The sequence below is a fragment of the Myroides odoratimimus genome, from assembly GCF_004337635.1.
Taxonomy (GTDB): domain Bacteria; phylum Bacteroidota; class Bacteroidia; order Flavobacteriales; family Flavobacteriaceae; genus Flavobacterium; species Flavobacterium odoratimimum.
This window is the reverse complement of sequence record NZ_CP037427.1, coordinates 3,063,185-3,076,428: the sequence shown is the minus strand read 5'-3', so window position 1 is coordinate 3,076,428 and position 13,244 is coordinate 3,063,185. Positions and strand designations below refer to the sequence as shown.

Annotated in this window: 11 protein-coding genes and 1 pseudogene; 10 read left to right on the top strand and 2 right to left on the bottom strand. The window is 33.6% G+C overall.

Translation table 11 applies throughout. From position 1 onward, the window contains the following. The first annotated feature begins 12 nt into the window (after nucleotides 1-12). The 4 genes from E0Z07_RS13870 (at nucleotide 13) to E0Z07_RS13855 (ending at nucleotide 5,535) form a co-directional block, all read left to right on the top strand. Nucleotides 13-1,305: a gliding motility-associated C-terminal domain-containing protein gene (locus E0Z07_RS13870; protein ID WP_016361646.1), complete on the top strand. Its 1,293-nt coding sequence runs from the start codon at nucleotides 13-15 to the stop codon at nucleotides 1,303-1,305. A gap of 8 nt (nucleotides 1,306-1,313) precedes the next feature. Further along, complete coding sequence (locus E0Z07_RS13865) at nucleotides 1,314-2,246, top strand: PorP/SprF family type IX secretion system membrane protein (protein WP_006258801.1); 933 nt, start codon at nucleotides 1,314-1,316, stop codon at nucleotides 2,244-2,246. Between the two features lie 29 nt (nucleotides 2,247-2,275). Then, entirely contained in the window at nucleotides 2,276-4,234 is a 1,959-nt protein-coding gene (locus E0Z07_RS13860; protein WP_006258802.1) for an OmpA family protein, read from the top strand. Between the two features lie 869 nt (nucleotides 4,235-5,103). Beyond that, the gene (locus tag E0Z07_RS13855; protein WP_225602627.1) at nucleotides 5,104-5,535 is read left to right on the top strand and encodes an arginase family protein; all 432 of its coding nucleotides are present in this window, start codon (nucleotides 5,104-5,106) and stop codon (nucleotides 5,533-5,535) included. A 13-nt stretch (nucleotides 5,536-5,548) separates the two neighbouring features. Here the strand turns inward: E0Z07_RS13855 and E0Z07_RS13850 are convergent, their stop codons facing one another. Then, nucleotides 5,549-5,875 carry a type II toxin-antitoxin system RelE family toxin gene (locus E0Z07_RS13850; RefSeq protein WP_006258804.1) on the bottom strand — a complete coding sequence of 109 codons (327 nt, stop codon included), beginning with the start codon at nucleotides 5,873-5,875 and terminating at the stop codon, nucleotides 5,549-5,551. Continuing rightward, entirely contained in the window at nucleotides 5,865-6,095 is a 231-nt protein-coding gene (locus E0Z07_RS13845; RefSeq protein WP_006258805.1) for a hypothetical protein, read from the bottom strand. The genes E0Z07_RS13850 and E0Z07_RS13845 overlap by 11 nt, the downstream gene beginning before the upstream one ends. 365 nt (nucleotides 6,096-6,460) lie before the next feature. On the opposite strand from E0Z07_RS13845, the gene aroB reads away from it, so the two are divergent. From aroB to E0Z07_RS13815, 6 genes and pseudogenes are all read left to right on the top strand, one after another. Beyond that, nucleotides 6,461-7,528 carry a 3-dehydroquinate synthase gene (aroB, locus tag E0Z07_RS13840; RefSeq protein ID WP_006258806.1) on the top strand — a complete coding sequence of 356 codons (1,068 nt, stop codon included), beginning with the start codon at nucleotides 6,461-6,463 and terminating at the stop codon, nucleotides 7,526-7,528. A gap of 374 nt (nucleotides 7,529-7,902) precedes the next feature. Next, entirely contained in the window at nucleotides 7,903-9,300 is a 1,398-nt protein-coding gene (locus E0Z07_RS13835) for a type III PLP-dependent enzyme domain-containing protein (protein ID WP_006258807.1), read from the top strand. 39 nt (nucleotides 9,301-9,339) lie between these two features. Beyond that, nucleotides 9,340-10,314 (top strand): deoxyhypusine synthase family protein, encoded by a 975-nt coding sequence (locus E0Z07_RS13830; RefSeq protein ID WP_006258808.1) that lies wholly within the window; start codon nucleotides 9,340-9,342, stop codon nucleotides 10,312-10,314. Between the two features lie 94 nt (nucleotides 10,315-10,408). Next, nucleotides 10,409-10,702: pseudogene (locus tag E0Z07_RS13825) on the top strand (hypothetical protein); the annotation flags it as partial. Nucleotides 10,703-10,980: 278 nt separating this feature from the next. After that, the gene (gene ychF / locus E0Z07_RS13820; protein WP_006258810.1) at nucleotides 10,981-12,075 is read left to right on the top strand and encodes a redox-regulated ATPase YchF; all 1,095 of its coding nucleotides are present in this window, start codon (nucleotides 10,981-10,983) and stop codon (nucleotides 12,073-12,075) included. Between the two features lie 228 nt (nucleotides 12,076-12,303). Then, on the top strand, nucleotides 12,304-13,224 hold the full coding sequence (locus E0Z07_RS13815; protein WP_006258811.1) for a YihY/virulence factor BrkB family protein: 921 nt from the start codon (nucleotides 12,304-12,306) through the stop codon (nucleotides 13,222-13,224). Nucleotides 13,225-13,244: the final 20 nt, after the last annotated feature.

Genomic DNA, 13,244 nt, shown 5'->3' with positions numbered 1-13,244 from the left:
AAAATAAAAACTATGAAATCAAGAAAATTATATAAATCAGTTGCTTTATTAGGTTTAGCATTGCCAGCTACAGTAGTAGCCCAGCAAGCTAAGAAAGACCAAGTAATGGTAAACCAAGGAAAGATTTCGATAGCCGAAGGAGGAGTCATGTCTACTATCTATGATTTTGACAATACAAAAGAAGGGTATGTAAAGAATGATGGAACGGTTTATTACTACAGCAACTTTAACAATGACAATATATATGATCACAGCACTAACGCCAAAGGTTCTAAAGCTGTGTTCACTCCTTTTGAAGAAGCAAAAGGAGCTCAACATATCACAGGAAGCCAACCTTCTAATTTCTTTAATGTAGTACTAGACAATTCAACTAAAGACATGGCCTTTGACCTAAAGAACGAGGCTAACGTAAGAGGTAGTGTAGACTTTAAAGATGGTATTATTAAGGTAGATTCACTAGCAGGGATGCTAACCTTCCACCAAGGAGCAAAAGCACTTCATCCAACAGATAAAAGCCATGCAGAAGGCTATGTAGAGAAGATAGGTAATGAGGAATTCCAATACCCTAAAGGAGATAAAGGACTATACCGTTATGCTAGAATCACTGCTCCTGAGCATGTAAAGGATGCGTATGAAGGGAAGTATAATTTAGACGATAAGAACTTCTTTAGAGCGCGTAGTGCAAAGTCAGGAGTGATTAATTTATTAGATGAGCGCGAGTACTGGACAGTAGATAAAGGAAGTGATAACAGCAAAGGAGATATCATGCTGACGTTAAGTTGGGATGAGCGTACTACACCAAAAGAGTTATTAGTGAACCCAGAGAAAGAATTACACATCGTACGATGGGATGCTAAGCAACAGCTTTGGGTAGACGAAGGAGGAGTAGTGGATCTAGAGAAAAAAGAGATCACTACACCTACTAGTGTTAAAGGGTACGGATTCTTTACATTAGCTACTGTGAATACAGATCTAATCTTAGACGGAGATATCGTTATTTATAACCTTGTTTCTCCTGATGGAGACGGTAAGAATGATTACTTTATTATAGATAATATTAACAGATTCCCTAATAATACAGTAGAGATTTACAACCGTTGGGGAGTTAAGGTATATGATACGAAGAGTTATGACAGTGCAGGTAATGTGTTTAGAGGATACTCTGATGGACGTGTTACTGTAAATAAAGGGGAGAAATTACCTACAGGTACTTATTTCTACATCGTAAGTTATGAGTATAAAGACGCTAGTGGCTCTCGTATGATTAAGAAATCGGGTTATCTACATTTAGAAAGTAATAAGTAAAAAGAGTTATGAGTATTCAACAAAATATAAAGAAATTTGGAATCAGTCTATTGCTAATAGGCTGCTTCCAAACTATGCAAGCTCAGCAAGATCCACAGTATACCCAATATATGTATAATACTAATATGATCAACCCAGCTTATGCAGGAAGTCGTGGGACATTAAACGTGTTTGGGATGTATAGAACACAGTGGGTAGGGCTAGATGGAGCACCTAAGACAGCAAATGTGTCTGTGTCTACACCTCTTGGAGAAAGTGGATTAGGACTAGGAGTGAACTTTACCAATGATCGTCTAGGAGCGATGGATGAGAATAATATCTCTGTAGATTTAGCTTATGCTATTGACTTAAACGCTGATTATAAATTAGCATTCGGGTTAAAAGCGACTGCTAATCTATTAAGTGTTGATTATACAAAGCTTAACATACATAATCCTACTGATCCTGTAAGTCAAGAGAATATTAATAATAAGTTTAATCCTAATATTGGAGCAGGGGTTTATTTATACTCTGATAAAGCTTATGTAGGGTTATCAGTTCCGAACTTCTTAACTACGGATCGCTATGATGATAACGACATCACGACGATGCGTCAGAAGATGCACTTCTACTTAATGGGAGGATATGTATTCGATGTGAGTGAGAACTTGTTAATTAAGCCAGCAGCTTTAGTTAAGGCAGTAAGTGGAGCACCATTACAGGTTGATTTAACAGCTAACTTTTTATTCTATGATAAATTTACTTTAGGAGGAGCTTATCGTTGGGATGCTTCAGTGAGCGCCTTGGCAGGATTCCAAGTCAATGAAAATCTATTTGTAGGATATTCTTATGACTTTGAGACTACTGCTCTTCAACGTTATAACTCAGGATCACACGAAATCTTCTTAAGATTTGAACTATTTAATCGTCGTAGTACAATTAATGCACCGCGATTCTTCTAAGGAAAATTAGCTATAAAGAAAGAGAAACTATGAAAAAACAGCTATTAAAAATAAGCTTATTGACAATGTTGCTTTTCGTAGGTATTAGTACTTATGGACAGAAAGTAGCAGAGAAGAAAGCGAATAAGGAATATCAAACTCAGGCTTATGTAGATGCAATTAAGATTTATGAGCGCATCGCAAACAAGGGATATACTAATGCAGATATGCTAAAGAAGTTAGCCGATGCTTATTATTTTAATGGAAAGTTACCTGAGGCTAATAAGTGGTATGAAACACTATTTGATGGAGAGTATGGCGATAAAGGAAAAGAGCCAATTCCATCAGAATATTACTATCGTTATGCACAGACGCTTAAATCTGTTGAGAGTTATGACAAGTCTAAGCAAAAAATGGAGGAATTCTCTAAATTAGAGGCAAACGATTCTAGAGCACAACTTTTTCAAGAGAATAAGGATTACTTGCAAAAGATAGAAGACAAACAAGATTTGTATAATATAAAGGCTTTGAGTATTAATACAGAGTTTTCGGATTATGGAGCTGCTATATTAGGCAATGAATTAATTTTTACATCAGCTCGTAATCAAGAAGTAGATAAGGCTATTCATGAGTGGACTAATGAGAGTTTTACAGCCTTGTACAGTAGTACGATTAACGTTGATGGGACTTTCTCAGAGCCTAAGCAGTTCGCTAAAGAGATAAGTTCTAGAGTAAATGATGCAACAGCTGTCTTTACAAAGGATGGTAATACGATGTACTTTACTAGAAATAACTCTAGTGAAAAGGGAAAGAGAAGAAACAATAAGGACAAATCATCTTTATTAAAAATATATAAAGCCACTAAAGGCGCGGATGGCTTGTGGGGACAAGTATTGGAACTTCCGTTTAACTCGGATTATTTCAATACAGCCCATCCTAGTTTGACACCGGATGGTAAGTGGCTTTATTTTTCTTCAGACAGAAAAGGAACATTGGGGCAATCAGATATCTTTAGAGTAGCTATTTATCCTACAGGGGAGTATGGCAATGTAGAGAATATCGGTGCTAAAGTAAATACAGCAGGTAGAGAAACTTTTCCATTTATATCAGAAGACTACTTCTTGTTTTTTGCATCAGATGGTCATCCTGGATTAGGAGGATTAGATATGTTTGTAGCTAAGATTAATGTAGATGGAAGCATTGGTCAAGTTGCTAATATGGGAACGCCAATTAACAGTCCATCTGACGATTTCGGTTTGTATATAGACAGCAAATCTCACAAGGGATTTATAAGTTCTAATAGACCAGGGGCTAGTGGAGGAGATGATATCTATTTCTTTAAAGAAAAACCTTGTAAGCAAGCCCTTGAAGGAATAGTGTATGACAAGGTGACTAAAGAGCCATTAGTTAATGCTAGAGTGATTTTATCAGATGCTCTTTATCAGCAGACAGATACGATAATCACAGATGCAAAAGGATATTATCTGTCTAATTTATTAGATTGTGGAGGGAAATACCGTATTAAAGCTGAGAAAGAGGAGTATAATACAGTTGAAGTTGTATTTATCGTAGAACGTCAACAAGGAGTAAAACGAGTAGATATCGGACTAGAGAAGACTTTAGAACCAGTGACAGTAAACGATGACTTATTTAAGAAGCTTAAGCTAAATCCTATTTACTTCGACTTTGACAAATCTAATATTCGCCCAGATGCAGCGGCAGAGCTAATCAAAGTAGTAGAGGTATTAAAAGAATACCCAACGATGAAGATAGATGTTCGCTCACATACTGACAGTAGAGGAAATGATGACTACAACCTTAAGTTATCAGATCGCAGAGCTAAGTCTACAGTAGAGTGGATGGTGAATCAAGGCATTGAGAGAAGTAGAATTACAGGAGAAGGATATGGAGAGACACAGCTACAGAATAAGTGTAGCAATGGAGTGCCATGTTCTGTAGAGGAACATCAGTTAAATAGACGTAGCGAGTTTATAATTATCGAACTCTAGACTTTTTAAAATATCAATTTTTGAATACGTAGTTTAATAAAACAACAAATCAATTTTTTTTTTCGACCGATCCCCACTGTTGGATCTAAAACAACAGTATTAGCCTAAGAAGCTCCCTGTGAAGGGAGCTTTTTTATTTAATAAACTATTATCAAAAAATTAAAATACATCAAGTGTATATTATGGTTATAATGATTAAGGAAAAATAATATACATCTAAAGAATTAGGAAATAAACTTTAGGACATGAAATAGAACATGTTTTTGTTAGTATATCTGTGAAGAGAATCTCTAAAAAATCAAACATATTTATCAATAAAGATCCAAGGAAGCCTACATATTAGTTTTAATTAGGTATGCCTAGTAAAATTAATAGGCCATAATTATCTCATTGTGAGAATATTGCAACCACTATAAATTCTAAAAACAGGACAAATCACAGTTGTTAAAAATATTAACATTTAAGCTTTTTTTAGCGTATCTAAGCACGTGGTAAAGCTAGTGACAGCAAGGCTTTCGGGAAGGTTGTTTGGACGTTGTTCGGAAGTTCTTTGCAAAGTGTTCGGAAAGAGGGGGTGTTTTCCGAACACCTTCCGAACAAACCACAACGGAGACCGCATGAATACTCGATTCGCAGTGAATTTACGATGTTAAAAAACTTGTTAAAATTTTAAAGTTGAGATTTTGAAAGCTGTGATTTGTGCTTTCTTTTTAGTGAGATGTACCAGACTTTGAATAGAAGAATATTCTCAATAATAGCCATTGAGTCAAAGCCTTTACTGTAGGCAAAGGTAGTAAAAAAACAGATAGGACAAAAGAGGGTGTAGGAGGTAGAATTGGTATTATACTGGTCATGAACGTCTTACTAATATTCAAAACAACAAGCCTTATATTGAAGAAAAATACGTGTTTTGTGTTGGGAATAGAGAGTATGACGAAGAATATGAAAAGCCTATAAAAGAGTCTAAGGTTGTTTATTATCCTTTGTCTAAATTAAGAAATTATGGTATAAAGAGAGTTGTGTCAGATTTTTTGATGCGCGCTGAAGAGTATGATTTAGACGGGTACTTTATTCATTTAGATGTGGATGTCCTAAACGATAAGATAATGCCTGTGGTAGACTGTATACAAGAAGACGGGTTGAGCTATAGGGAGTTAAAAGAAATACTTAAACCTTTGGTTCAGGATAAAAGATGTGTGGGATTGGAGATCGCGATACTTGATCCAGACTTAGATCCTTTAGGTGTTTATACTAATGAGTTTATTGAGAATGTAAGAGATATTATAGAAACGTTTCTTTAAGAAAGGGGGGCTGTTATTTTATTAGTTTAAGTAACTCTTTAATCTCACTATCACTTATTGAGTCGTATTCACTTTTGTCATAAATAGAAAGCAAATAGATATTATCATTTTCGATTACAAGATGTGTAATAACTCTAGCTCCGCCACTTTTACCTTTACCTTTAGACTTTATAGCTATGCGTACTTTATAACAATTATTAGCTATTGCAGTTCCGAGCATGGGATTTTGTTGTAATTCTTCAATTAAAAGAGAAAGATCTTCTTTCAATGAATGGTATTTCTTTCCAAGCTTTTTAGCTTCTTTTAGAAACTTAGGAGTTGCTATAATATTATAACTCATCCAATAAATCTTTGGCAGAGATCCCTTTAAGTTTTCCCTCTTTTATTAAATTAAGTTCTGTTACAGCTTGTTTTAAATTTGTTTTAATATCTTCTTTTGAATCTGTGTCCTCAGTATTTTGTTTTGTAATTTTTATTTTTAAAGCCTTAGCAAAAGCCTTAAGAGCTTTAGCTTCTTCAGGTGTAGAAGGCTCTACGATATATACATCATTAGTTATCATGGCTTAATGTTTTAAAAATTATACTATTAGTTATTTATGTGAATTCTTTTAAGAAGAAAAGTCACTAACGGATCTTTAATTTTGACTCAACTATTTTTATAGTAAAAAATCAAATTTATAATATTAAATATACAGACAAAATTACAAATTTGGCTGTAAAAAAACTAATTTATCATTTGCCTCTATCCTTATTAATATCTAGAAATAAATACTATACATTTTAAGTGATTTAAAAAAAAATAGTATTTATAATAGCTTTAAAACACAAGCATTTTCTTGCTCTACTATTAAATCGTTAAAAAAACATATTAGCACTCATATTTCAAATATTTATACTTTATTTTGTATAGCATAAATAATATAAAATGGAAAACATAACAACAGAGCATTACGATATTTTATTCGGACAAGAAGGATACGAACATTTAGGTTCATATTTAAATAACAATGGCTATAGTAAGCTTTTTATCTTGACGGATTCTAATTGTTATGAACACTGTTTGCCTTATTTTTTAAGTAACTTGCCTACAGATGTGCCCTTCGAAATAATAGAGGTAGAAGCAGGTGAGGAGAATAAAGTATTAGATACTTGTGCTGGTGTGATCCAGACTATGTTAGAACTAGGAGGAGATCGCAAGAGTATCATTATCACTGTAGGAGGTGGGGTGATTACAGATATGGGAGGTTTTATCGCTTCTATATTTATGCGTGGAATAGACTTTATCAACATTCCTACTTCATTATTAGCCATGGTAGATGCTTCTGTGGGAGGAAAGACTGGAGTGGACTTAAATGGTATCAAGAACTGTATAGGTGCATTCGCTATGCCTAAGATGCTGATCATCGATGTAAATTACTTAGAAACTTTAGAGGCTAGACAAATTAAGGCTGGATATGCTGAAATGTTAAAGCACGGCTTGATATTTGATGCCAAATATTATGCGTATCTTAAGGATATTGCGAATGTTGATTTTAATGATTTAGAAACGCTTATTCATCATTCAGTAACCATTAAGAATACTGTGGTGACACAGGATCCAAAGGAACATGGTCTTCGCAAGATTTTAAACTTTGGACATACGGTAGGTCATGCCGTAGAGAGTTATTACTTAATGAATGAAGATAAAGAGACGTTACTTCATGGAGAAGCTGTTGCACTAGGTATGGTAGCGGAGGCTTATATTTCTAAAGAATTGGGCTATTTAACAGAGGTAGAATATTTAGATATAAAAGAAACTACACACACTATATATGGCGTTGTAGAACTGTCAAGTGAAGACATCGAAAACTCGTTAGAGTGGTTGAAGTTTGATAAAAAGAACTACGGTGGTAATATACGTTGTGTATTATTAGATAAAATAGGCTCTGCTATCTATGATATAGAAGTGAGCAAAGAGTTAGTAGTAAAGGGGTTAGAGGCTTATTTGAATTAAGGTTCAAAAACAATTACTTTTTCCTTTTTCATTCCAATATTTTGTTACATTTGCGGTCGTGAAAATAGATGTTTTATATATTAGATTCTGTGTGTCTGCAAGACACAAAGTAAGGCGTTTTGTCATCAGACAAAAGGCCAATTATGTATATGGCATTATCAAGTATTCTAAGGAGGCTCTTAATTCGTTTAGATTCAGAGATAAGTTGCCAATAGTATTTGCCAATATTCGAGTTTGAAAATCAATGTAGTTTAATTTTGATTGTTTTTATGAAGGCATAACTATCTAGTCCGATAATAATTGACTAATTTAGATGCAAGACAATCAAGTTAATTGAGAAAGAATTTTTTTAACCATTATTAAAAGAAAAAGACATGAACACAAAATATGTTGACTTAATCAACCAAACTTTTTATTTTCCTCAAGAAGAATTCAAATTAAACAAAGATAATCTTCAATTTCACAATATTGATTTAATGGGGTTAGTTGAAAAATACGGAACACCATTAAAATTCACTTACTTACCTAAAATCTCTGAGAACATTAGCAATGTAAAGACTATCTTTAGAAAAGCGATGGAAAAGAATAAGTACAAAGCAAACTATTACTACTGCTACTGTACTAAAAGTTCTCACTTCTCTTATGTACTTAATGAAGCATTCAAGAATGATATCCACGTAGAGACATCTTCTGCTTTTGACGTAAACATTGTAGAGAATTTATTAGAGACTGGTAAGATCAACAAAGATACATTCGTATTATGTAACGGATTTAAACGTGCGCAATACATTGATAATATCGCAAATCTAATCAATAATAAACACGAGAATACTATTCCTATTATTGATAACTATGAGGAGCTTGATCTATTACAAGAACAAATCAACAAGAAGTTTAAAATCGGTATTCGTATTGCTTCTGAAGAATCTCCAAAGTTTGAATTCTATACTTCACGTTTAGGAATAGGGTACAAGAGTATCTTACCATTCTACAGAAAACAAATTGCTGAAAATCCTAAGGTAGAACTTAAGATGCTTCACTTTTTCATCAATACAGGTATTAGAGATACTGCGTATTACTGGAATGAATTAGTAAAATGTTTGAAAGTTTATATCACTTTAAAGAAAGAATGTCCTACATTAGATAGTTTAAATATCGGAGGAGGATTCCCTATTAAAGATTCATTAGCTTTTGAATTTGATTACCAATATATGGTAGACGAAATCATCAATCAAATCAAGATAGTATGTGAGGAAGCTGAAGTGGATGTACCTAATATCTTTACAGAATTCGGTTCATATACTGTAGGTGAGAGTGGAGGAGCTATCTATGAAATCTTATACCAAAAGCAACAAAATGATAGAGAGAAATGGAATATGATCGACTCATCATTCATTACTACTCTACCAGATTCTTGGGCTATCAATAAACGTTTTATCATGTTGCCTATCAATAGATGGAATGATACTTATGAGCGTATATTGTTAGGGGGATTGACTTGTGATAGTGATGATTACTATAACTCAGAGCAAAACTTAAACGCAATCTATTTGCCTAAGTTTAATAAAGAAAAACCTTTGTATATTGGGTTCTTTAATACAGGTGCTTATCAAGATCAGATCGGAGGATTTGGAGGTATTCACCACTGCTTAATTCCACAACCAAAACATATCTTAATCGATAAGGATGAGAATGGAATTATTGCTACAGAGTTATTCTCTGAACAACAGACTGCAGAGCAAGTATTAGATATCTTAGGATATAACAAATAAGAATTAAAAGAAATTATTAATATAAAAAGTAAAAATAAAATGAGTAAAGGACCAATTAGTCAGTTTATTGAGCATAACTATAGACACTTTAACGCTGCTGCGTTAGTGGATGCTGCAAAAGGATATGAAGCACACTTAGACGCTGGAGGAAAAATGTTAATCTCTATGGGTGGTGCGATGAGTACTGCTGAGTTAGGAATTTCTTTAGCAGAGATGATTCGTCAAGATAAAGTACAAATCATTTCTTGTACAGGAGCTAACTTAGAAGAGGACGTGATGAACTTGGTTGCTCACTCTCACTACAAAAGAGTACCAAATTATAGAGATTTGACTCCAGAGCAAGAGAGAGAGTTATTAGATAACCACTATAACCGTGTAACTGACACTTGTATTCCAGAAGAGGAAGCATTCCGTCGTCTACAAAAACACTTAGAAGACGTATGGCATGCAGCTGAAGCTGAAGGAAAACGTTATTTCCCACACGAATTCTTATACCAAATCGTTAACTCAGGTGTATTAGAGCAATACTACGAGATTGATCCTAAAGATTCTTGGATTGTTGCAGCAGCAGAGAAGAATATTCCAATCGTATGTCCAGGATGGGAAGATTCAACTTGTGGTAACATCTTTACTTCAAACGTAATCAAAGGAAAATTAAATGTACACACTGTAAAAACAGGTATCGAGTACATGATCTACTTAACAGAGTGGTATAGAGCTAACTCAGGAGGACACGGAGTAGGATTCTTCCAAATCGGAGGAGGTATCTCTGGAGATTTCCCTATCTGTGTAGTTCCAATGATGTACCAAGACTTAGAGTGGGAAGATGTACCTTTCTGGTCATACTTCTGCCAAATCTCTGATTCTACTACATCTTACGGATCATATTCAGGAGCAGTTCCTAACGAAAAAATTACATGGGGTAAATTAGATATCGACACACCTAAGTTCATTGTTGAGTCAGATGCTACGATTGTTGCGCCATTAATTTTTGCATATATTCTTGGTAATTAATTTTTAATTTTTCGCAGTAAATAAATGTGATATTTTATTTGTAGTTTACAATTTAGCTATTACATTTGAAACTGAAATAAAGCAAGAACAAAGAATGAAAAGAGTAATTGTTGATTACGCAAAGTTAACGAACGAAATTTTGACATTATTGGTTGAAAAATTTCCTGACGGGTATGATGATGCAGACATTATACGTTTTAAAAACGTAAAGAACGAAACTGTAGAAGCAGTGGAAGTTAGAACTGAGGATACTATATACCTGGTAAAAGTAAGTACTAAGTTAGCAGATAGAATTGAAAACTTCGATGAGGATGAAGAGGATTTCGTAGAAGCTCCAGAAGATTCATTAGATGCACTAAAAGACTTAGAAATTGCTGACGATGAAGATTAACAAAATAATCTAAATATAGAAAAGCCACTCCTAGCGAGTGGCTTTTTTATTGTACTATATCCACTTTTCAATTTAGTTTAAAAACATCAATAATCTATGATCTAAAAGATGTTTTTGTTTATGATTATCTAAAGCTTTCTATTCTTATAACTTTTATTATTCTAAATATGTTGTATTTGGGTTTTAATTTTATGTAAACTTCCCTAAAGACTATGAACTTCTATAATTTTCAATATCTTTGCAAACGATTAAAAATTCACAATATATTTTAAAATATGAAAGCAGGTATAGTAGGATTGCCAAATGTAGGTAAATCAACATTATTCAATTGTTTATCTAATGCAAAGGCGCAGAGTGCTAACTTCCCATTTTGTACAATAGAACCGAATATTGGGGTTGTGAATGTACCAGATCCAAGGTTGTCTAAATTAGAAGAGTTAGTAGTACCAGAACGTGTATTACCTGCTACTGTTGAGATTGTAGATATTGCTGGGTTAGTAAAAGGAGCAAGTAAAGGAGAAGGTTTAGGAAACCAATTCTTAGGAAATATTAGAGAGTGTAATGCTATTATTCACGTTTTACGTTGTTTTGACAATGATAATATCATTCACGTAGATGGGAATGTAAATCCTATCAGAGATAAAGAAACTATCGATATCGAATTACAGTTAAAAGACCTTGAGACTGTAGAGAAGAGATTAGAGAAAGTAAAAAAAGCAGCTAAGACTGGAAATAAAGAAGCTCAAGTAGAAGCTGATTTATTAGAAAGAATTAGAGTAACGCTATTAGAAGGTAAATCTGCTCGTGTAGTAGAGCCTAAAAATGCAGATGAGGAAGAGTTATTAGAAGACTTCCAATTAATCACTACAAAACCTGTATTATACGTGTGTAACGTAGATGAGGGAGCTGCTGTATCAGGAAATGATTATGTGGTAAAAGTAAAAGAGCTAGTAAAAGACGAAAATGCTGAAGTAATCGTATTAGCTGTAGGAACTGAGGCTGACATTATGGAACTAGAGACTTTCGAAGAAAGACAAATGTTCTTAGAAGACTTAGGATTAGACGAGCCAGGTGTATCTAAATTAATTCGTTCAGCATATAAATTATTAAACTTACAAACATACTTCACAGCTGGAGTAAAAGAAGTAAGAGCTTGGACTATTAAAGTTGGAGATACTGCTCCTAAAGCAGCTGGAGTAATCCACAGTGACTTCGAAAAAGGATTTATCCGTGCAGAAGTAATAGGATACGATGATTATGTAACTTATGGTTCTGAGGCTAAAGTAAAAGAAGCTGGAAAACTAAGAGTAGAAGGAAAAGAATATATCGTAAAAGATGGTGATGTAATGCACTTCCGTTTTAACGTGTAATCTATCAAATAGGAAAGAAAAAAGAGAAGCTAATTAGCTTCTCTTTTTTTTGCTACTATTTTTAGTAAAAGTAAATTAGGAATTGTTAAAATTTTATAGAATTTTGTAGTAGCAATAAGGTAATTAGTCTTATTGTTACATTTGACTTTAAAATCAGTGGTTTAGAAGTTAAATAGTCTTTAAGTTTAAAAAATATTAGTATCTTAATCTATTAATAATAGTCTAACTATGCAGAATAGTGGTTTTAAAAAAGTAATCTTATTGTTTAAACAATCCGTATTTGACTTCTTAGATGATAATGCTATGAAGTTTAGTGCAGCATTGTCTTATTATACCATTTTTGCTTTACCTCCCTTAATGTTATTGATTATATCTGCTAGTGGATTTATTTTTGAGGAACAAGAGGTAGCTAACTTCTTTTATGATCAATTAAGAGATCTAGTAGGTCCCAATACAACAACTGAGATACAGAATGCAATGAGTAATGTTCAGCTAAATAGAAAAAGTGGTTATATCACTACTATTATTGGTGTAGGTATTTTATTATTTAGTGCTTCAGGGGTTTTTGCAGAGATACAGAGCTCTATAAACTATATCTGGGGCTTAGCAGCCAAACCTGACAAAAATATCGCTAGATTGGTTAAAAACAGGTTGCTTTCTTTCGCTATGATAGGATCTGTTGGATTTGTCTTATTAGTGAGTCTAATGATCAATTCAATTGTAAGTCTTCTGTATAGTTATTTAGGTAATTTCTTTGGCGAAGAGACACTTAGTTTAGTAAAATTACTTAATAATGCGGTGGTCTTTTTAATAATAACTATTCTATTTGTGCTTATCTTCATGACTTTACCTAATGGTAAGTTGAGATGGAAAGATGCCTTTATAGGAGCAGGTTTTACAGCTGTATTATTTATGATAGGGAAGTTCGGAATAGGTTGGTATTTAGGTAATACGGCCTCATCATCACTTTATGGAGCAGCTGGTTCTGTGACAGTTATGTTGATATGGGTATACTATTCGGCGATGATCCTCTATTTCGGTGCTGAGTTTACAAAAAATTATGCTATCTTATATGGCAGAAAAATAGTACCAGGGCCTTATTCCATTGAGATAGAGAAGAATGTTATCAAAAAGTCATCAGAGGATTAAATCCTAAAAAACTGTTATTT

Excerpts from the sequence above, each read along its gene's own strand:
- E0Z07_RS13870 (WP_016361646.1), top strand. The coding sequence starts at position 13 with ATGAAATCAAGAAAATTATATAAATCAGTTGCTTTATTAGGTTTAGCA.
- E0Z07_RS13865 (WP_006258801.1), top strand. The coding sequence starts at position 1,314 with ATGAGTATTCAACAAAATATAAAGAAATTTGGAATCAGTCTATTGCTA.
- E0Z07_RS13860 (WP_006258802.1), top strand. The coding sequence starts at position 2,276 with ATGAAAAAACAGCTATTAAAAATAAGCTTATTGACAATGTTGCTTTTC.
- E0Z07_RS13850 (WP_006258804.1), bottom strand. The coding sequence starts at position 5,875 with ATGAGTTATAATATTATAGCAACTCCTAAGTTTCTAAAAGAAGCTAAA.
- E0Z07_RS13845 (WP_006258805.1), bottom strand. The coding sequence starts at position 6,095 with ATGATAACTAATGATGTATATATCGTAGAGCCTTCTACACCTGAAGAA.
- aroB (WP_006258806.1), top strand. The coding sequence starts at position 6,461 with ATGGAAAACATAACAACAGAGCATTACGATATTTTATTCGGACAAGAA.
- E0Z07_RS13835 (WP_006258807.1), top strand. The coding sequence starts at position 7,903 with ATGAACACAAAATATGTTGACTTAATCAACCAAACTTTTTATTTTCCT.
- E0Z07_RS13830 (WP_006258808.1), top strand. The coding sequence starts at position 9,340 with ATGAGTAAAGGACCAATTAGTCAGTTTATTGAGCATAACTATAGACAC.
- ychF (WP_006258810.1), top strand. The coding sequence starts at position 10,981 with ATGAAAGCAGGTATAGTAGGATTGCCAAATGTAGGTAAATCAACATTA.
- E0Z07_RS13815 (WP_006258811.1), top strand. The coding sequence starts at position 12,304 with ATGCAGAATAGTGGTTTTAAAAAAGTAATCTTATTGTTTAAACAATCC.